The organism is Acidimicrobiales bacterium, from assembly GCA_041394265.1.
In the GTDB taxonomy this organism is placed as follows: domain Bacteria; phylum Actinomycetota; class Acidimicrobiia; order Acidimicrobiales; family SZUA-35; genus JBBQUN01.
In genome coordinates this window covers 4180780-4201095 of record JAWKIO010000005.1, presented here as the reverse complement: position 1 = coordinate 4201095, position 20316 = coordinate 4180780, and the positions used below count along the sequence as shown (strand labels likewise).

Genomic DNA, 20316 nt, shown 5'->3' with positions numbered 1-20316 from the left:
CCCGGGCGACTGTTCACTTCTTGGTTATGGGGGCGCCGCCGTTGCCACCTCGAGCCGCTCCTTCGAGACCGGTCGGATCACGAGGACGCCGCCGCCGACCCGAAGGTCGGTGGCCGACTGGACCCGGCGCCCGCCAACGACCCGATGGAGCGGAGGCGCCAACACCAACCCCACCGTCGCAACGTCGGTGAGTTCGGTGGTCAACGATGACATGGTTCGGTTGCCCGACTCGAGCACGACGACGTCGATGCTGAGCAGTCGTCGCTCGACCAGCGCGTCGACGAGCCGATCGTCGGCACCGGCCGACACCACCAAGACCGAGACAATGGACCCGTCGTCGACCTGCGCAGCGCTGCCGGCGCCGCCCTTGTTCGCGGCTGGCCAGAATCGACCGCCACCCTCGAGGTCGACCGGGCTCGTTGGCTGCCGCGGCACCGTCACCGCCAACATCACCCCGCCAGCAGCGAGGCAGGCCCATCGGGCTGGGCGCAGCGCTGGCCCGACGAACCATGCGGCGGCCAGGGCGAGCATCGCCACCAGGCTGGCGCCGCCGCCGATCATCGGCGAGGGCATCCGGAGCGCCACCGACGCCACCGTGTCGATCCACCACATCGCCGCAACCGCCGGCCACTGGAGCACGCCAGCCAGACCGTCGCCGACCAATCGACCGAGCACACCGGCCAGTACCCCTGCGGTGAGGCCCCAGGTCATGACCAGACCCGCCGCCCAGCCGGCCAACAGGTTGGCGGGTATCGAGACCAGAGCGACCGGGCCGAACAAGGAGACCAGCAGTGGTGTCACGCCGGCCTGGGCGCCGAGGGTGACGGTCAGCGGGGTTCGCCACCATCCGCCGGTCGAGGACCCGGCGCCCGGCAGTCGTTCCTCGATCAGCGGCCCGACCAGCAAGATGCCGGCCGAGGCTGCCAGCGAGAGTCGGAACCCGACCGAGGAGACGAGGAACGGGTCGATGAGCACCAGCGCCGTGGCAGCAAGGGCCAGCGCTCGCACCCCGGAGGCGCGTGCACCACTCGACAGGGCAACGACCGATGTCAGCGCCGTGCCCGTGGCCCGCAGGACCGATGGCTCGAGCCTGGTGGCCATGGCGAACACGACGAGCGCCAGCACCGTGGCGAGTCGACGGCTCCACCAACCACGCCGGTTGACCAACGGCTCGGCAACGGCGAGCACGAACGCGACGTTCTGCCCTGACACAGCGAGCAAGTGGGACAGCCCGACGGCGCGGAAGCGGGCTTGTTGTCCCTTCGACTGGAACCGGTCGTCGCCGATCACGAGCCCGGTGTAGAGCGCACGCCAGCGGGTCGGCAGCTGGTCGGCACCGCTGTTGACCACCGCTCGGAGACCTTGTGCTGGACGCTCCCACCAGCGAACATCTCGACTGGCACCGAGCTCGTCGATCGACAGCCGCCCGGTCAGGTGTCGCGAGCGTGCCCACTCGGTGGGGTCGATCGAACGCAGGCGGCCAGTGACGTGCACCGACTCGCCTGCCTGCAACGAGGCCAGCCCGGGCTGATCGAACCCGGCCGACACCGACACTCGGCGCCCGTCGGCGAGGGCCGCCTCGGCGATGGTCCCGAAGCGTCCGGGCTCGGGGTCGGTCACCAGCCGGACCCATCCGCTGTGCGAACCGACCGACACCGCCTGATAGCGCTGCTCGGCCACACCGGATCGGCCCAAGGCGAGCAGCCCGACCGCCACGACGACGATCCCGGGACGCCGCCACGTGAGCGCGAGCATCAGCATCATGACGCCGACCGCGATCGAGAGCACCGGCTCGATCGTCACCGGGGCAGGCGCAGCAGTCGACTGCGCCGACCAGGCGGCGCGACCGAGAACGGCGCCGATCCAGACGGCGGCCACCATCAGCGCCAACCATCGCTCGCTCATCCGACGACCACCTGGTCGGCCATGGCGGCGAGCTTGGCCGGGCCGATGCCCGGCACATCGAGCAACTGGTCGACGGAGACGAACGGCCCGTTGTTCGTCCGCCACGTGATGATCGCTGCGGCGATCGCCGGTCCGACGCCAGGTAGGCGTTCGAGGTCGGCCGCCGTCGCCTGGTTCAAGGACACCGGCGCGTCGGCCGCCGGGGTCGGCAACCCTGGCCCTCCTCCCCCACCGACCGGACCGAGAGGTGCCGGTGGGGTCTCGCCCTCGAGCGGGATGCGGACTTGGCTGCCGTCCACCAGCGGCGCCGCCAGGTTCATGGCCGACAAATCGGCACCGTCGAGGGCGCCACCGGCGGCGTCGACCGCATCGACCACTCGCGCCCCGACGTCGAACTCGTAGACACCCGGCGACCGCACGGCACCGGCAACATGCACGGTCATTGCGTCAGGTACACCGCCGGCGTCCTCATCAACGCTCGCCTCGCCCGTCGAGCCCCCACCCATGGAACTCGCCGACGTTGATGGCATTACTGGATCGCTCGCCCCGGCCGCCACCGTCGGTTCGAGGGTCACCATCGGGATTTGGTCCTCGATCGACCCCGATAGACGAGGCCGAACCGCCCACCAACCACCAGCGAGCACGACGGCAATCGTCACCAGCGCCGCAACGGTGCGCGACACCAGGTGACGGCGCCGCTCGATCCACACGACGATGTCGTCGAACAGGTCGACCAGCCGCGCCGGCGTCGACTCGCCGGGATCGTGAGGACCGGGTGTGTCCATGGCCAGTTCCATCGCCGAGCTGGACCGTGGTCGCAGCAGCTGTCGTCAGGGGAAGTGTCGACGGAGCCCCGGGGCTCGATGGATGCTGGGTGGCAGCGTAACGTCGCTCGGGCCGGTTGTCCTCGCCCGGCACGGCGTGGTGTCAGCTCGCCCTGGTGTCAGCTGGTGCCGATCAAAGGGCCAGCAGGTGGCGGCGCTCAGAACAGTCGGGTGCTGAGCTTCTTGCGCCAGGCGGCGGTGTTGGGGTGATCGTTGCCGAGCACGGCGAGCAGATCGACGAACCGGCTCCGGGCCTCGTCATCTTCCTTCACCCGATCGAGCAGCTGCTCGAGCTCGGCCTCGACCTCGAGGTTTTCGGGCGAGCCGTTCTGCAGACCGACCCGAGCGAGGGCGCCGACGACACGAGCAGGCTCGGTTTCGGGAATCTTGGCCAGGGCGTCGAGTGCCTCTTGGTAGCGATGCTCGTCGACGTAGTGCTGGGCCAGGGCGACGGTGGCGTCGTGGTGACCGGGCTCGAGTTCGAGCACCTGGAGGAGATCGGCCTCGGTGCCCGACTGCAGCAGTGTGGCGATCTCGAGCGCCTTGCCGCTCGGCACCAGCTTCGACACGAACTCTCGGATCACCTGCTCGGGCTGAGCGCCGGTGAATCCGTCGACGATCTGGCCGTTCGACAGGGCGTACACCGCGGGAATCGACTGCACTCGGAACGCCTGCGACGCCATGGGGTTTTCGTCGACGTTGATCTTGGCGAGCACGACCCGCGGGGTCTCGGCGCCGACGTTGGCGTCGTCGATCACCTTCTCGATCATCGGTCCGAGCGTCTTGCACGGACCACACCACGGCGCCCACAGGTCGACCACGACCGGGATCTGCATCGAGCGCTGGAGTACGTCGGTTTCGAAGCTGGCATCAGTGACGTCGATCAACACCCCATCCACGGTATCTGCGCCTCGTTCGGTCGACCACGGCGCGCCGAACCGCCCCTCCCCGTTCTGTGCGTCACAGTTCCCGCCCCTCCCCGTTCTGTGCGTCAAACTTCCCGCAGGCGACGCGAATGACGCACAGAACGGGTGATCCCGGTGGGTTTGACGCACAGAACGGGGTGCCGTTTCGAGCGGCGGGCGTTCGGTCGCTAGTGTCGGCAGCCACGGGTGAGCACCTCACCCCCGACGGTGCCGCAGGGGCGTCACCACGTCATCGATGCGATCGGAGCAAGCATGAAAGTCGACGGAGGACTCGGGTACGGCGGAGCCGCAACGAGCGGGATGGCCAGCATCGCCGCGTCGGCCAAGGAGCAGGAGGAAGCCGGCTACTCCGGCCTGTGGACCGCCGAGACGTCGCGCGACCCGTTCCTCCCGCTGCTGATCGCCGCCGAACACACCGAGAAGATCGAGATCGGCACCTCCATCGCCGTTGCGTTCGCCCGCAACCCGATGACCCTGGCCAACACCGCCAACGACCTGCAGGAACTCTCCGGCGGCCGCTTCATCCTCGGCCTCGGCTCGCAGATCAAGCCGCACATCACCAAGCGCTTCTCGATGGAGTGGTCGAAGCCGGCTGCCCGCATGCGGGAGATGATCCTCGCCATGCACGCCATCTGGGACAGCTGGGAGAACAGCACCAAGCTCGACTTCCGGGGCGAGTTCTACACCCACACCCTCATGACCCCGTTCTTCGATCCCGGGCCCAACCCCCACGGTCGTCCGAAGATCTTCCTTGCTGGTGTCGGCGAGCTCATGACCCAGGTGGCGGGCGAGGTGGCCGACGGCTTCATCTGCCACGGCTTCACCACCGAGAAGTACCTGCGTGAGGTCACCATCCCCGCCCTCGACAAGGGGCGGGCCAAGGCGGGCAAGCCGTCGCTGGCCGACTCGCCGGCCGAAGGACCCGACAGCTTCCAGATCGTCGGTCCGTCGTTCGTCGTCACCGGGTCCGATGAGGACCAGCTGGCCAAGGCCGCCCAGGGCACCCGCCAGCAGATCGCCTTCTACGGCTCGACCCCGGCGTATCGGCCGGTGCTCGAGATCCACGGTTGGGGCGGCCTGCAGGACGAGCTCAACACGATGTCGAAGCAGGGTCAGTGGGTCGAGATGGCCGACAAGATCGACGACGAGATCCTCAACACGTTCGCCGTGGTCGGCGAGCCCGAGGCCGTCGCCCCCGAGTTGAAGGCCCGCTACGGCGATGTCATCCAGCGCATCAGCTTCTACGCCCCCTACGCCAGCGATCGCGAGCGCTGGTCGAAGGTCCTCGCCGACATCAAGTCCTGATCCCGCCGATCACCGTCCCAAGCTGAGATCCAGAGCGACACCCTCACCCGTTCTCGAGACGCCACACGACAGATCTGTCGCTCTGGGTCTCGAGAACGGTGGGGTGTGTCGTGTCGGGTCTCAGGAACCGACGAGTTCGAGGGTGCCGTCGATGAACTGTTGACGGCAGAGCTGGCGCTGCAGCTTGCCCGAGCTGGTCTTGGGCAGGCTGCCGGGACGTACGAACACGACGTCGCGGGCCGGCACACCGACCGCTTCGACCACGCTGTGCCCGATGAGTGAGCGCAGCGGGTCGGTGTCGTCGGCTCGGGTTTCGGCCACCACGACCACGGCTTCCTTGCCCTTGCGGCCAGGCACGCTGAAGGCGATGACGTTGCCCGATCGGACACCGTCGACCATGCCGACCGAACGCTCGATGTCTTGCGGGTAGACGTTGCGGCCGCCGACGATGATGACGTCTTTGATTCGGCCGCACATGACCATCTCGCCGTCGATCTGGTAGGCGAGGTCGCCGGTGCGGAGCCAGTCGCCGTCGAACAGTTCGGCGTTGGCGTCGGGCCGCTGGTAGTAGCCGGTCGTGACCGAGGTGCCGCGAATCTGCAGCTCACCGACCTCGCGTTCCCCGACCGAGACGGAGGTGGCCGGGTCGACGATCCGGAACTCGAGCCCGGGCACGGCGTGGCCGAGCTTGACCATCGCCCGAGCGTTGGGGTGGTCCGCCGGCACGGGAACGGCACGATGCTCGAGTTCGAGCGCCACACCATCGACGGTGTCGAGCGCCATCCCGCTCAGCGGCTTGGGGAAGCTGCCGGCAATGGCGACCTCGGCCATGCCGAACGCCGGGAACACGGCGCCCGGTCGCATGCCGTGCCGCTCGGCGGCGTCGATGAACGCCTGGACCGAGGCCGGATCAACCGGTTCGGCGCCGTTGAGCGCGATACGAAGACGGGAAAGGTCGAGCACCTTCTTCGACCGTTCGAGCGCCCGAGTGGCCAGCACGTAGGAGAAGTTGGGGCCGGCCGTCGCGGTGCCGCCGTATTCCGAGATCCACTCCATCCATCGGGCGGGCGAGGCGAGGAAGTCCTGCGGCGCACCGAGCACGAGGTCGATACCGGCCGACATCGGCAGGATGCAGAAGCCCACCAGGCCCATGTCGTGGTAGAGCGGGAGCCACGAGACCATGACGTCGTCCTCGACGTCGACCTCGGCTGCTTCGAGAATGGCGTCGAGGTTGGCGGCCACCACATGGTTCGGCAGCATCACGCCCTTGGGCGCCGAGGTCGAGCCGCTGGTGAACTGCAGGACGAACAGGTCGTCTTCGTCGTAGTCGGGCCGGATGAAGTCATCGGCGGTCGGGCGGCCCTCACCCGGCATGAGGTCGGCCATGTTGTAGACCGGCGGGTCTTCTGGGCCCACCTCGACGAACGGGGCCAGGTCGGGATCGACGATCACGGCCACACAGTCGGCCCGGTGAATCCGTTCCTTGGTGGCGGTGACGAACTCGTCGAGCGAGGCGAGCCGCATGGGCAGGGGGAGGACCACGAGGGTGGCGCCACACAGCCACACGGCCTGCAGCGACGTGACCAGTTGCTGGGTGGTGGGACCGAGCAGCGCGACATGATCACCGTGTTGCACGCCGCGGGCCTGGAGCGCTGCTGCTGCGCCTTTTGCCTGCTCATGGAGCTCGGCCCAGCTGAGCGAGACGGGCTCTGCGCCCGTGACGAAGGTGATACGGCCGCTGCCTTTGGCAGCGTGCTCGATTCTGCTCACAATGGTCTTCACGGGACTGTTTGACCTCCTGTCCGCCGTGAAGGTTACGGCCCGGTAACAACTTTGTGGTGCTTGGTGTCACTCCGACCACGGCGGCGATGGACCAACCGCCGCCACTCGCGCAATAGGCCGAACGGTCCCATCTCCAACGCAACCGGCGGCGACCCTCAATCTGCGACGTGATTGTGCCGATATTGCGGCGTCCACGTTCGCGCCCGCAAGGAACCTCCGATGGCTCGCACTCGCACACTCCGCCCGCTCTCGGCCGTCCGCTCGCACGGACGCCGCATCGCTGCGGTGGCAGCCAGCGTCGGTCTCGCCACCGGTGGGCTGTCGCTGGTCAGCGCCCCGGTGTCGGCCGAGGCCCCCACCGGCTGTGGCGCCGTGGGAGCAGCCGGCGTCATCCCCATCACGTTCCCCAACCCGACCGGAGCGACGATCAACCAGACGACGACCACGGTCGGCGCCACTGCCACCTATGCCAACGTCGGCACCGTCGATGGCGTGTCGATCGACGCCCGGGCCACCCTCGACGCCATCAGCGGCGGCGACATCAAGTTCGAGGACTCCGTCAGCGACGACGCCCGATTCCTCCTGGGCCGGTTCGACTCGACCATGAGCGCCACCATCACCTGGGAGTTCTATCGCTCGGGTGATCCCTCCGCTCCCGTTCCCGTGCTCTCCACCTGGGTGATCGGCGACATCGACGGCAGCAACCGGGAGAGCTTGTCGCTGGCCAAGACGGGCCTCACGTCGATGCAGGCCGTCGCCACCAATGGCGTGATCGTCGATGCATCGTCCGACCCCGCCACCGTCACGGGCAACCTCGTCCACGACTCGTGGAGCGGTACCCCACCCGAGGAGTCGTGGGTCCAGCTCGACTTCGCCGGCGTGAGCTCGTTCACCATCACCTACAACTTGGACAGCGGCTCGACGGGCGCCCGCTACACCCATACCGGCAACGGCGATCTTGTCTTCACCCAGGCCACTACCTGCCTCGGCGTGTCCGACTACGACGGCGACGGCATCGTCGACATCGACGACCCCGACGACGACAACGACGGGATCACCGACGTCGACGAGGGTGACGGCGACACCGACGGCGACGGTACCCCGGCCTACAAGGACCTCGATTCCGACAACGACGGCATCAGCGACGCCACCGAGAACGGTGGAGCCAGCGGGCTGGCCGACTTCGACAACGACGGCGTCCCCACTCACCTCGATCTCGACTCCGATGGCGACGGTCTCTACGACGCCGACGAGGCGGGCCACGGCATCACCAGTGTCGACGGCGAGATCCCCGGCCCTTACGGCGTGAACGGCATGGCCGACGCCGTCGAGACCAGCGACTCGACCGATGGCACCATTGCCACCGAGAACTACTCCCTCCAGAACGCCGACGGCGGGACCGTCGACTATCTCGAGAACGCCGACGTCGAGCTCGTGTCGATCTCGTCGGCCAGTGTCGTGCCCGGCGAACAGGCCACGATCACGATGACATTGCGCAACAACGGCATCGGCGAGGCCGGCGATGTCACCATCGCCCATCCGCTTCCGGCGGGCACCGCCCTGAACACCGGCGCATCCCCCGGTTGCATCGTCGTGTCCGGTGACGTTCGCTGCACCATTCCCGGCACGATCGCCGACGGGGCCTCGCCCACCGTCTCGTTCGTGCTCGACACTTCGCCGTCGGCCACCGCCGGCACTGCCGCCACGTCGGCGACGATCTTCGACACCGCCACCCCTGACGCCAACGCCGGCAACAACGCCGCCGCCGGGACGTTCGAGTTCCTGGCACCGATCGCCGATCTCGCCGTCACCGGCGTCACCAGCCCCACGGTCGCTCCCGGCAACTCGACCACCGTGGTCGTCGACTACGTGAACAACGGCCCGTCCGACGCCCAGAGCTTCGAGGTGCACTATCCGCTCCCGACCGGCGCAACGCTGAACCCGACCGGGACCACGAGCGGGTGCGCCGTTGCCGCCGGCGACATCGTCTGCACCGTCAGCGGGCCCCTCGCCCCCGCCGGCACCGGTTCGGTGACCGTTGCGCTGGACGTTGCCGGCACGGCCACCGCCAACACCCAGAACGTCAGCGGGTCGATCCAGAACCAAGCCGTCACCGATGACGACAGCGCCAACGACACGATGGCCGCCACCTTCGAGGTGACCGACGCCGTCGCCGACATCGAGGTCTCGGCCTCCGCGCCGACCATCGTCCCCGGCGACACCGGCGACGTCACCCTCACCGTCACCTACCAGTCGGGTCCGTCGACGGCGACCGACGTCGAGGTCGTCTACGTCCTCCCGACCGGTGTCACCACCAACGGCCCGCTCCCCGCTGGCTGTGTCGAGACCCCGACCGGCACCATCACCTGCGACGCCGGTGACCTCGCCTCGGGCTCGGTCGACTTCGTGATCGGCGTGAAGGTCGACCAGGCCGCAGCCCCGTCGTCGACGCTCAACGGCACGGTCACGGCCACCACCACGGCCGACGACGCCGACGGTGCGAGCGGCCCGGCCGACGTCGCCACCGGCGCAGCAACTGCCGATCTGGTCGTGGTGGTCACCGATCCGGTTTCCCCGATCACCCCCGGTTCGACCGGTGTCGTCACGATCGACGTCACCAACAATGGTCCGTCGCAGTCTCCCGGCACGAGCGTGGTCTATGTGCTGCCAACCGGCGTGGAGGTCGACACCGACACTGGCCTCCCCGCCGGCTGCACCGAAGCCCCGACCGGCACGGTCACCTGTGTCGTCGGCTCCATGGCCAACGGTGCGACCGATCAGTTCGTCATCCCCGTCCGGGTCCCCGCCGATGCAGCCGGACCGGCCAGCCTCGACGACGGCACGGTCACCGCCACCTCAACCGGCGCCACCGACCCGGTCCCGACCAACAACGTCGATGTGAACTCGACCATCGAGACCGGCGCCCCGAAGGCCGACCTCGGCATCGTGGTCGACCCCTTCCCGGCGCTCCAGCCCGGCGACACCGGAACGATCACCGCGACCGTGACCAACCACGGTCCCTCCGATGGCGGCCCGGTCGACGTCGTGTTCGAGCTCCCCATCGGCATCGACTTCGATGACGCCGCCGCCAACCCCAACGGCTGCTCGGTTGCCAACCGCACCGTGACCTGCCCGATCGCCGGGCCGATGCTCTCCGGCGACGCCGTCGACGTAGCGATCCCCGTCGTGATGGTGCGCAGCCTGGCGTCGTCGGGCCCGATCGCCGTCGCACCGGTCGACCTGGCGAACCAGTCGGTCATCGACCCGAATGCGTCGAACGACAGCGCCGACGGCATGTTCGTCCTCGACCTCACCGGCGACTCCGACGGCGACGGGATCAGCGACGCCGACGAGATGGACCCGAAGCACACCGGTCTGCCGGTTGACACCGACGGCGACGGCACGCCGGACTACCTCGATCTCGACTCCGACGGTGACGGCATCCCGGACACCACCGAGCGAGGCAGCTCGGCAACGCCCGTCGACACCGACGGCGACGGCACCCCCGACTACCGCGACCTCGACTCCGACGGCGACGGCATCACCGACGCCACCGAACGAGGCACCGGCGCCACCCCGGTCGATACCGACGGCGACGGCACCCCCGACTACCGCGACCTCGACTCCGATGGCGACGGCGTGACCGATGCGGTCGAGCGGGGGACCTCGGCGACTCCTGTCGACACCGACGGCGACGGCACCCCCGACTACCGCGACCTCGACTCCGATGGCGACGGCTTCACCGACGCCGAGGAGCTGGTGTTCGGCGATCCATCGGCCGACGATGACGGCGACGGCATCCCGAACCGGAACGACCCCGACGTCTCGACGATCTCGGGCACGATCACCGACCCGACCGGCAAGCCGCTCGCCTTCGTGAAAGTGACCATCACCGCCGCCGACGGCAAGCAGTACACCACGACCACCAACGCGGTCGGCCAGTACATCTTCTCGTCGGCACCCGGTCAGGTGCTGCCCGCAGGCAAGGTGACGATCACCGCCACCCTGTCCGACGGATCGGCGCTCGTCGCCGGCGCCACGATGGTCGCCGGGCGGACGGTGCAGCAGGACCTCCAGCAGAACGACGCTCCGCTGGTGCTCGCATTCACCGGGTCGTCCCGCACCGTCTTCAACACGGGCCTCGTACTGCTCTCGGCCGGCACGCTGCTGGTGCTGTTCACCAGCCGCAAGCCCAAGCCGGTCCGGGTGCGAGTCGACCGCCGGTGATGATCGAGCGCTGACTCAGGGTTGGCGGCCTACGAAACCGAGGAGCTTGTCCTGCGCGCTGGCGTCGGCTGGCACCTCGACCTCGGGGCCGAACATGCCCGACGAACGCATCATCTGGGGCGGCATCCGCTGCAGTCCGAGGTGCACCGCCTCGACGGCTTCGTCGGGGAGGGTGCGGTCACCGTCGATGGCGACCGCCAGATCCCAGCTGTGGATCAGGAGGTCGCCGACGGCGATCCCGAGCAGCTGGTGCTTCGGCATGCCGTTGAACGGCCCACCTTCGAGATTGCCCTCGAGGTTCGACGGATCTCCCAACGCAGCGGTGATCTTGCTTCGCACATCGGACCACTCATCGGTGGGTGCGGTCGATGCGCCGATTGCCCCGCCGATCCGAGCTTGCGAGTTCACGGTGTGGTCGACCAGATCCTTCACCGTCCACTCACCACAGTTGGTGGGGGCACTCCACTGATCGTCGGTGACCGCCTGGAGATGGCGATCGAAGTTGTCGGCGGCCTGCTGCCACACTGCACCTGGTCCGTTCATCATGCACTCCTGTCGTCGGCCCGCAGACGGCGGGCGCGTTCGGCCCGACCGTAGTGGTGTCGCCGCCGGCGCACACGCCGGCCCGGCATCGGCTCCGCCATCGGCCACGGGGCTGAGCGGTCGCCTAGAGCAACGCTCGCAGACCCTTGCTGACGGCGTTGCCGATGCAGTTCGAGTGGCCGTCGCCGGCAAGCACCGTCGCCGTGGCCCGCAGGTTCGGGTAGCCGCGGCCGTTCAGCGTGTCGACAAACCCGAGTGCGTCGTCGACGATGCTGAAACCGCTGTCGCGCTCGTGCTCGCCGCCCGAGACGAACAGGTCGACGGCGAGATCATCATGCTCGTCGGCGTAGGCCTGCTCGAGCTGGAGGATCGCTCGGTCGTCCCACCAGATGGAGGGGCTGGCGAGCAACCACTTGTCGAACAGGCTCGGCTCGGTGAGCATCGTCCGCACCCCGAACAGTCCGCTGAAGCTGTGGCCGACGAACCAGCGCTCGCTGATCGCATGGTCGGCCATGACCGATGGCAGTACCTGGTCGCGCACGAACTCGTGGAGGACCGAGGCTCGACCGCAGTCGTCGGCCACGAGGCCCTTCACCCCGCTACCGGGTGGCGGCTCGAACGGGGTCGGGGTGAGCCACCGTGCCCGCTGGCGCAGGTACTCCCCCATCGACTCCTCGGCGAACCCGATCCCTACCACCATCGCCTCGGGTGCCTCACCCGACATCGACATGATCCTCGTGGCGTCGAGCACCGTGCCGAACGTCCACGGGGCGTCCATGCACACGATCAGCGGCATCTCGTCCATTCGGTCGTGCCGCACCGGCAACCCGGTCGAGATCGTGTGTGCGGTCCCGCTGCGGTCGCAGACCGTCGTTTCGGTCGTGGTGGTCCAGGCCATTTCGTCACACTGACCGATCCGAGTCGGCCCGGGCAAGCCGGGATGCAATCCGCCGGTCAACGGTTCCTGAGCGCCGACACTCGGCAAGTTCTACGATCTGCCCGCGACCGCGCCGATGCGGTTGGCGGCACCGACCTTGGAGGGAACCAATGGCCGACATCCGGCAGAAGATCATGAACAACGCCGCGCCGCACCTGCAGCCGGGCGAGACGGCGCTCACCGCCTTTCCAGCCCAGACCAAACCGTGGTGGTGGCTGGCCATGGGCGCCGTGTTGTTCATCGTGTTCAACGAGTACCGCACCATCGTGATCACCGACCGTCGCATCCTGGTGTTCGACAGCGGCAAGTGGTCGACCACGAAGGCCAACTCGCTCGTGCGTGAGGTGCCGAGATCGTTGAAGATCGGGCCCGCCAGTGGCCTGTGGTACAAGACCGAGATCCTCGGCGAACCGCTCCACATCCACAAGCGGTTCCACAAGGACATCGCCATGGCGGACGGCGTGCCCGCCTGACCCTCGATCCGGCCCTCGTCGCCGGGCTCCGAATGGGACAAAACCAACCACGAATGGTCGGTTTTGTCCCATTCGGGACGAGCGTCAGGCCGTGGAACCTCCGGTGATGAGCGGGTAGAGCCCGTCGGCGCCGGCCGCCACCGCGGCCCGACCGACCACCTCCGCCCACTCCGCCGTGCCGCCGTACTCGCTGCGCCAGGCCCACAGTCGACGGCTGGAGTGATGCAGCGGATACTCCTGGGTCATGCCCATGGCGCCGTGGGCCTGGTGGCAGGCCTTGGTGGCGCGGGTGGCGGCCTGGTTGGCGTTGAGCTTGGCCGAGGCGATCTCGAACTCGGCCGGTCCTCGTGAGGCGGCCAGCCCGGCGATCTCGGCGACCGACCGGGCGAGCGCCGCATCCTGCGCCGCCCACACCAGATGCTGCTGCACCGCCTGGAACCGCGCGACCGCCTGGCCGAACTGCTTGCGTTCGTTTGTGTAGGTGACCGTCAGCTGGCTCATCTTCTCGATGGCCCCACCCATGAGGGCCACCCGACTGAGCGCTCCCCGCAGCCGGAAGGCTGCGTCATCGACACCGTCGGGTGCTGGTGCGGACTCCACGGTCGCTCGGTCGAAGGTGAGCGAGTCGCGCGGTTCGCCGGCGAGCGAGGTCTGCGGCTCGACCTTCGCCTGCTCCGCTGCGACCGACACGACATGGCCATCGACCAGCACCGCCAGTCGTTCCGCCGCTCGTCCCCACGGGACCATGTGCACGGTGCCGCTGAGGGTGCCGTCGTCGGCGAGCGTGAGGCGGTCAGCTCGGTGGCCCGGTGCGACGGTGACGATGCCCTCGGGGATCGCCAGACCGGCTGATGCCAGCAGCCAACCGCCGAGCATGCCGGTCTCAGCGGCCGGGATCGGTGCGGCGTGGTAGCCGACGAGCCGCAGCACCTCGAGTGCGTCGAGCAGCGAACCACCCGAGCCACCCGCCTCCTCGGGAATCGAGATCCACGGGAACCCGGTCTCGGCGAAGGCCGACCAGATCTCGGGCGCCGACCCTAGCTCCTCGGCCCGTTGGATGGCCTCGTGCGTGCAGAGCCGGGCGAAGAGCCGATCGGCGGTTTCGGTGATCAGTGCGTCGACGGCATTCAGGTTGGTGGTGCTCATGACGGCAGCCCCTGGAGTCCCTTGCTGGCGACCGATCGCAGGATCTCGATCGTTCCGCCTCGAATGGTGTTGCCCGGACCCGTGAGAACGCACTGGGCGAGCAGCCGCTCGAACAGCGACGACGACTCCAGCGACAGCTCGGTGTCGACCAACTCGACGAGTCGTTCGATCGTCTCGATCTCGAAGCGGGTGCCCATCTCCTTGACCAGCGCGGACTCGACGGTCGGCGCCTCGCCCGAGTCGATCAGTCGAGCGACCGACAGCGACAGGTTGCGGATCCCCCACCACCGAGCCGCCAGTTCGCCGAACAGTCCGACCACCCGGCTGTCGAGGTCGGTGCCCTGTACTTCACGCAGCAGCTGCTCGACCGTGGAGAAGGTCGACAGCCAGCGGTCGGGGCCACCCCGCTCGTAGGCCATCTCGGTGGTGTTCTGGTTCCAGCCCATGCCGGGCGTGCCGACCACGTTCTCGTCGGGGACGAACACGTCGTGGAACGACACCTCGTTGAAGTGGTGCTCGCCGTTGAGGAACGGGATCGGGCTGAGTTCCAGGCCGGGCGTGTTGTGCAGGTCGATGAGGAACTGGCTGAGGCCCTCACGCTTGTTGCCCACTTCGTCGAGCGGCTGGGTGCGGAGCAAGCAGATGAACCAGTCGTTGGTGTGGGCGTTGCTGGTCCAGATCTTGGTGCCGTTGACGATCCAGCCGCCGGTGTCTCGCTCGGCCTTGGTCGTGACCGAGGCGAGATCGGAGCCGGAGTCGGGCTCGCTCATCCCGATCGAGAACCCGAGCTCGCCGGCGCAGATCTTGGGCAGGAAGCGGGCCTTCTGCTCGTCGTTGCCGAACTTCAAGATGACGTTGCCGGTCTGGCGGTCGGCCACCCAGTGGTAGCCGACCGGGGCGCCCCATCGCAGCATCTCCTCGACCACGATGAAGCGGTCGACGGCGTTGCGGTCGCTGCCGCCCCATTCGGTCGGCAGGGCCATGCCGACCCAGCCCCGCTCGGCCATCTTCTTGGAGAACGCCGGGTCGTGGGCGGCCGACATGCCGAGGCCCGGTTCGTGGGAGCCCGGCGGCAGCTCCTCGGCGAGGAATGCCCGGACCTCGGCCTGGAGGGCAAGCTCCTCAGCGGTCAGTTCGGTGGGTGTGAATCGCATCGTCTGTCATCAGAGCGCACGATCCGCACGGTGTCGAACCGCTCCGTCGTTTGGCAACTTTGGTGCTGGGAGCCTCGTTTTGCTGTCGCCAGCACCAAAGTTGCTTGGGGTTCGGCGGCTCAGGGGAGGATCGCCGGGGCGAGGACGTCGAGTGAGTCCGGGGTGTAGGGCGTGAGCAGCACCCGGTCGAACCCGAACCGCTCGAGATCGAACAGTGCGTTGGCGACTCGATCGGGCTCACCGATGAACCGCCCGAGGAACGACCCTTCGAGATCGCGCTGCAGGGTGACGAGTCGCTCTCCGTTGCCGCACCCGACCTGGATGAAGGTCGACAGCGCCGCGTCGGGGTTGGCGCGGCGGACCCGCTCGACGAGGTCGACCACGTGGGCGTCGTCGATCGATGCCAGGTCGCCGTAAGCCAGCGTGCCGCCACGAGTGACTCGACCCGTGATCTTCACCTCGACCCGGGACACCAGCGCTGCGCAGAGAGCGATCGAGCGGGGGCCGCCGAGCGACGCGGTCAGCGTTGGTGGGGTGTCGACCGGCGGACCAATTGGGCCGATGTCGATCTGGTAGTACGTGCCGCTGAAGCGACAGTGGCGAGTCTCGAGCAACGTCGACACGATCTGCAACGCTTCGGCGTACCGCTCGACTCGTTCGCCCGGCGGCGGGTAGCGCAGCCCACTCCCCTCCACCTCGGGTTGTGACCAGCCGGCGCCCAAGCCGAGCTCGAACCGGCCGCCCGATGCCTGCTGCACAGCGAGACCGGCGTGGGCGACATCGACGGGCGAGCGCAGCAGGTTGTTGGCGAACGCCGAGGCGATGCGGACCGTAGAGGTGGCCGCAGCCATCGCCCCGGCCGCCACCCAGACGTGCGGATAGGTGCGGCCACGATCGGCCACGTGATCGGCGACGGACACGACGTGCCAGCCTTCGTCCTCGCGGACCTGGGCCCAGGCGGCCGGATCGATGCTGCTGTCGACGAGATTGGCAACGAACTCCACGGACTCCCCTTCGCCTGTCGGTCGGCGAGCCGAGTCTGGCTCAGCCTCGACGGGCGTGGCGAGATGGTGGGGTCTGCTCTGCGGCGCGATCGCCTCAGGCGGCGGTGTGCCGGTTGTCGGAGTGCAGTGGAACGCTCGGCGCGCCGTAGGCGGAGTCCTCGGTCCAGAGCCACAGTCGCCACAGGGTGCGACGCTGGTCCTCGTAGGGCTCACGACCGTGGAGCACCCGGTAGTTGTCGATGATCAACGCCTCACCGTTGCGCAGCTTCGGGTGTTCGACACGCTCGGCGGCGGCGTCGAGGAGGTCGTACCACCGTTCGATCATCGCCAGGTCGGCGACGGGGTTCGAGCTGTCGAGGCACGGGCGGATGTGTTCGACGTTGGCGGTGACGAGCATGCGGCGGCCTCGGTCGGTCGTGCTCACGATCGGTCGGATCAGCGGCTGCATGCCGGGGTCGGTCTGGTCGACCGGTGTGGTCGCCAGCCGCGCCGCCAACGGTGCGTACTCGGGGTCGTCGATCATCAGCTCGAACAGCTTGTAGCCGTCGACCAGAATCGAGGCCCCGCCGACCTCGCTCTGCCACTGGCAAAGCAGGACCACGGCGTCGGGGTAGTGCTGACCGTAGGAGTAGCCCGAGGTGTGGCACTGCGACCGAGTGGCATTGGAACTCCCCGACGGGCGCTGCCCTCGGTCGCCGGCGTCGCTGACCTTCACACCCGACGGCACCGCGAGGAGCGTCCGGTTGAAGATCGAGAACCCGACCGCCCGGGCGTCGGCTTCACTCAACCCGGCCCGGGTCAGGATGGCGGCGCCGTCACGCTGCACCAGTCGCAGCGCCTTGGCGGGATCCGACGTACGTTCCGGGGTGACACCGACGGTGGCGAGGTCCATGAGCAACTCCTTCAGCGTGGGACCCGGAGCCGGGCGACTCGTATACCGCCGAACGATTCGGGGCCGGGTCCCACGCAAGAAGTGAACCTCGGGGACTTTTCCGGTTCGTGTGTCGACGATGAACGTCACGAAACACGAATCTGGCGTGGATCTGACGTCCGTTGCGGCCTCGTCGTCCCCCTGGTCTCCTCTACGTGAGTACCGCGAACGACACCATGGTGTCGCAGTTGCCGGCGGGCAGCGGAGGCGGGCCGGGTCTCCTCTACCAGAGCGCCGCGAACGACACCCTGGTACCGCAGACGCCGGCGGGCAGCGGAGGCGGTCCGGGTCTCCTCTACCAGAGCGCCGCGAACGACACCCTGGTACCGCAATTGCCGGCGGGCAGCGGAGGCGGGCCGGGTCTCCTCTACCAGAGCGCCGCGAACGACACCGTGGTACCGCAATTGCCGGCGGGCAGCGGAGGCAGTTCGGGTCTCCTCTACCAGAGCGCCGCGAACGACGCCCACGCACCGCAATTGCCGGAGCGCAGCGGAGGCGGACCTGGTCTTCACTACGTGGGTGCCGTGAACGGCACCGTGGTACCGGAGATGGCTGTGACCGGCCCGGGCGATCGGGCCGGGGCTGTGCCAGGTCAGTCGATGGCCGGGGGCTCGATCGCCGACCGCAGTTGCGGTGGCAGGTCGTCGAGCGCCGTCTCGCCCGCCTCGGCGGCCTGGAGGTCGGCGAGGCGGATGCGAAGCTGCCGGGCGTAGGTGCGCTGATCGCAGCGAGTCGCTCCTCGAGCAGCCAGCACAGCGGCCGCAACGGCGGGGTGGCGGACGCCACCTTGTTGCAGACGTTCTGCCAGGTGCTCGAGCAGGTGCTCGCGGTTGAGGGAGTTCATGCCAACCACCGGAGGTCTCCGATCTCGGAGTAGGTGCTGTCGGTTTCGGCCAGACGCCGAAGCTTGCGCCGCATTCTCGCATCGATCTGGCGCACGTTGGCCGGTTGCAGACCGAACTCGTCGGCGACCGTGTTGGCCGGGCTCGGATCACCGGCGGCGTTCTGCACCCGGTATTCGGTGTGCACCGCGGCGTCTCGGGCACTGCCGACCAGGGCAATGGCCTCGATCAGCTTGGCCACCGCCGGGTCTCGCTCGGCCACCACCGCCAGGGTGGCGTCGACCTCGACCACGAGCGACGGAGCCGCAACTGAAGCCGCCGAGCGGTCACGATCGAGGTCGTCGATCTCGACCGCTCGGTGACCGAGGTCGGCGTAGACGATCCGCTCGATCGCCTTGCGGGCCCAGACCCACGGGAGGGCGCCGCCCTGCGGATCCCACGAGCCGGCATCGTGGAACAGGTGCAGGGCGATGTCGACGACGATGCCCTCGATCCGACCGTCGTCGGTGAGGACCTCGCGCCGACCGGCGCCGGCGATGATCGAGCGGGCGACCTTGGCCAGGTCGTCGCCGAAGTCTTCGACGAGTGACCAGACCGCTGCGGGGTCGCCCGTGCCGAGTCGGCACATGGTCTCCTCCAATCGGAGGCGTCGGGTGGGGTGCATGGATGGGCTCCTTTTTGGGATGCGAACGGTGGCTGCCGGGAGTGGCAACCGCCGAACATCCATCATGACGAGGGCCTATGACATTGATGATCGAGTGGTGATCGACTGGCGCCTCGACCTCGCCCCTCAGCCCTTGGCGACGAGCTCGACCTTGCGGATCGTGAAGTCCGGGATCTCATTGGTGCCGCCGGCGGCAGTGTCGTAGCGGAACGTTCCCGTCGCGGTTGCCCACACCTTCAGCAGGTCGTCCTGATCGGCGTCGGCCAGACCCTCGGCACACACCGATGGGTCGGCCCGGAAGACGCCGTCACCGTCGTACTTGTAGCGATAGCGGACACCGAGGTTGTTCGGGTCCCACGAACCGAGGAAGGCACACTCGCCCGTCCTCGAGTCCCACTGCCACGGGATCACGAACATCACGAGGCAGCTGCCGGCGAAGCTGTCGGTGTCTCGCAGTACGGCGTCCACATCACCGGGTGTGCACTCGGCGTCGAGCTTCTCTGCCTCCGTACGGCTTCGCAGCGGCTCGGCGCAGGCCGTGACGGCGTCGATCAGTTCGGCCCGTGTCCCGACGGCCTCCATCTCGTCGGTGTGGTCGACGTAGCTGGCGATCAAGCCGGTGCCGGCGCCGGCCTCCGCGCAGGCTCGTGGCAGCTCGACATCCCAGGCGGTCTGCGCTGCCGCCTTGATCTCCGGGTCGAACCGCAGTCGGAGCTCTCGTAGCTCCGCCTCTCCGGCGGCGACCTCCCCCTCGAGTCGTTCGACCGTTTCCCGCAACTCGCCGGCCGCCTCCTGCTCCGCCTCGAGCGAGGCCGTCGCCGTGTCGAGCTCGTCTTCGAGCGATTCAATCGTCGCCGTCGACGTGTCGAGTTCGACCTGGACCTCAACGATCTCTGCTTGCGCAGCGCGTAGGTCTGCTGCTGCAACGTCGGGTTCGGTCGTGTCGGCTCTGCATCCGGCGAGGAGGACGATGGCGCCGGCGAGCAATGCCGGTCGGTACATGCGCTTGTTGAGTCTCATGCCCCTCCGTGGGGCGTGGCTGTGACGCATGGGTGCAAGGCCGCCCGACCGAGTTGTCACAGCTCGTCGCCATAGGGGTGCGCAACAACGACGAACCCAAGGAGCGCATCATGAGCGACCAACCACTTCCCCCACCGGCACCGGGCCAGGGGCCGATCCCACCGCAGCAGATCATCATCCAGCAGAAGAAGGGCGGCACCTGGTGGAAGGTGCTGCTCGTCCTCTTCGGACTGCTCGTACTCGGCACGGCAGGGTGCGTCGCCCTGATCGGTGGCGCCGCGAAGGAGGTGTCCGACTCGATCGACGAGGCCGAGGATCAGCGGGCCGCCGATGAGGCGCTCGTCGAGGACAACGCCGTCGTGACCGCTTGTGTGCTCGCCGAGTTCGGCACGGCAACGGCGACCGTCGAGTTCACCAACCCGCTCGACGAAGAGAAGGGCTACGTCTCGATCGAGGTCGGCTTCCTCGACGACGAAGGCACTGTCGTCGGCTCGGGCACGGTCGTGTTCGAGAACCTGTCACCGGGCCAGAAGGCGGTCGGCGAGGCCACCGCCTTCGACCTGGCCGACGGGACCACCAGCGTCAACTGCGAGGTCACCGACGGGACGGTGTTCTGACCGTGTCCTGCGCCTC

General features: G+C 68.3%; 17 protein-coding genes. 4 read left to right on the top strand and 13 right to left on the bottom strand.

All coding sequences use genetic code 11. The annotated features are described in order from the left end of the window. Nucleotides 1-24: 24 nt before the first annotated feature. The 3 genes from R2733_20245 to R2733_20235 all read right to left on the bottom strand — a co-directional run bounded on the left by R2733_20245 (nt 25) and on the right by R2733_20235 (nt 3619). Nucleotides 25-1905 (bottom strand): ComEC/Rec2 family competence protein, encoded by a 1881-nt coding sequence (locus tag R2733_20245; protein MEZ5378843.1) that lies wholly within the window; start codon nt 1903-1905, stop codon nt 25-27. After that, nucleotides 1902-2690, bottom strand: a complete 789-nt coding sequence (locus R2733_20240) for a ComEA family DNA-binding protein (protein ID MEZ5378842.1) — start codon at nt 2688-2690, stop codon at nt 1902-1904. The genes R2733_20245 and R2733_20240 overlap by 4 nt, the downstream gene beginning before the upstream one ends. Nucleotides 2691-2887: 197 nt before the next feature. Further along, complete coding sequence (locus R2733_20235; protein MEZ5378841.1) at nt 2888-3619, bottom strand: tetratricopeptide repeat protein; 732 nt, start codon at nt 3617-3619, stop codon at nt 2888-2890. A gap of 288 nt (nt 3620-3907) precedes the next feature. On the opposite strand from R2733_20235, the gene R2733_20230 reads away from it, so the two are divergent. Continuing rightward, nucleotides 3908-4960, top strand: coding sequence for an LLM class F420-dependent oxidoreductase (locus R2733_20230; GenBank protein ID MEZ5378840.1), 1053 nt, complete (start codon nt 3908-3910; stop codon nt 4958-4960). A 120-nt stretch (nt 4961-5080) separates the two neighbouring features. Here R2733_20230 and R2733_20225 read toward each other — a convergent pair whose 3' ends face one another. Next, nucleotides 5081-6742, bottom strand: coding sequence for an AMP-binding protein (locus R2733_20225; GenBank protein ID MEZ5378839.1), 1662 nt, complete (start codon nt 6740-6742; stop codon nt 5081-5083). A 219-nt stretch (nt 6743-6961) separates the two neighbouring features. Here R2733_20225 and R2733_20220 point away from each other — a divergent pair, with 219 nt between their 5' ends. Continuing rightward, a complete protein-coding gene (locus R2733_20220; GenBank protein ID MEZ5378838.1) occupies nt 6962-10969 on the top strand; it encodes a carboxypeptidase regulatory-like domain-containing protein in 4008 nt (1335 codons plus the stop codon). A 15-nt stretch (nt 10970-10984) separates the two neighbouring features. Here the strand turns inward: R2733_20220 and R2733_20215 are convergent, their stop codons facing one another. Together R2733_20215 and R2733_20210 are read right to left on the bottom strand one after the other, a co-directional pair. Then, nucleotides 10985-11515 (bottom strand): TIGR03086 family metal-binding protein, encoded by a 531-nt coding sequence (locus R2733_20215; protein MEZ5378837.1) that lies wholly within the window; start codon nt 11513-11515, stop codon nt 10985-10987. Between the two features lie 121 nt (nt 11516-11636). Then, entirely contained in the window at nt 11637-12410 is a 774-nt protein-coding gene (locus R2733_20210) for an alpha/beta hydrolase-fold protein (GenBank protein MEZ5378836.1), read from the bottom strand. Nucleotides 12411-12559: 149 nt separating this feature from the next. Between R2733_20210 and R2733_20205 the strand changes: the two genes are divergently transcribed. After that, the gene (locus R2733_20205) at nt 12560-12922 is read left to right on the top strand and encodes a hypothetical protein (GenBank protein MEZ5378835.1); all 363 of its coding nucleotides are present in this window, start codon (nt 12560-12562) and stop codon (nt 12920-12922) included. A gap of 84 nt (nt 12923-13006) precedes the next feature. On the opposite strand, the gene R2733_20200 is transcribed toward R2733_20205, so the two are convergent. The 7 genes from R2733_20200 to R2733_20170 form a co-directional block, all read right to left on the bottom strand. Next, entirely contained in the window at nt 13007-14068 is a 1062-nt protein-coding gene (locus R2733_20200) for an acyl-CoA dehydrogenase (protein ID MEZ5378834.1), read from the bottom strand. Then, on the bottom strand, nt 14065-15222 hold the full coding sequence (locus R2733_20195; protein ID MEZ5378833.1) for an acyl-CoA dehydrogenase family protein: 1158 nt from the start codon (nt 15220-15222) through the stop codon (nt 14065-14067). Before R2733_20195 ends, R2733_20200 begins: the two co-directional genes overlap by 4 nt. A gap of 119 nt (nt 15223-15341) precedes the next feature. Then, nucleotides 15342-16226: an LLM class flavin-dependent oxidoreductase gene (locus tag R2733_20190; protein MEZ5378832.1), complete on the bottom strand. Its 885-nt coding sequence runs from the start codon at nt 16224-16226 to the stop codon at nt 15342-15344. Between the two features lie 94 nt (nt 16227-16320). Beyond that, entirely contained in the window at nt 16321-17118 is a 798-nt protein-coding gene (locus R2733_20185; GenBank protein ID MEZ5378831.1) for a TauD/TfdA family dioxygenase, read from the bottom strand. Between the two features lie 631 nt (nt 17119-17749). Next, nucleotides 17750-18001 (bottom strand): hypothetical protein, encoded by a 252-nt coding sequence (locus R2733_20180; GenBank protein ID MEZ5378830.1) that lies wholly within the window; start codon nt 17999-18001, stop codon nt 17750-17752. Continuing rightward, nucleotides 17998-18663 carry a hypothetical protein gene (locus tag R2733_20175; protein MEZ5378829.1) on the bottom strand — a complete coding sequence of 222 codons (666 nt, stop codon included), beginning with the start codon at nt 18661-18663 and terminating at the stop codon, nt 17998-18000. The genes R2733_20180 and R2733_20175 overlap by 4 nt, the downstream gene beginning before the upstream one ends. Nucleotides 18664-18789: 126 nt before the next feature. Continuing rightward, complete coding sequence (locus R2733_20170; GenBank protein MEZ5378828.1) at nt 18790-19683, bottom strand: hypothetical protein; 894 nt, start codon at nt 19681-19683, stop codon at nt 18790-18792. A gap of 110 nt (nt 19684-19793) precedes the next feature. Between R2733_20170 and R2733_20165 the strand changes: the two genes are divergently transcribed. Next, nucleotides 19794-20300 carry an FxLYD domain-containing protein gene (locus tag R2733_20165; protein MEZ5378827.1) on the top strand — a complete coding sequence of 169 codons (507 nt, stop codon included), beginning with the start codon at nt 19794-19796 and terminating at the stop codon, nt 20298-20300. Nucleotides 20301-20316: the final 16 nt, after the last annotated feature.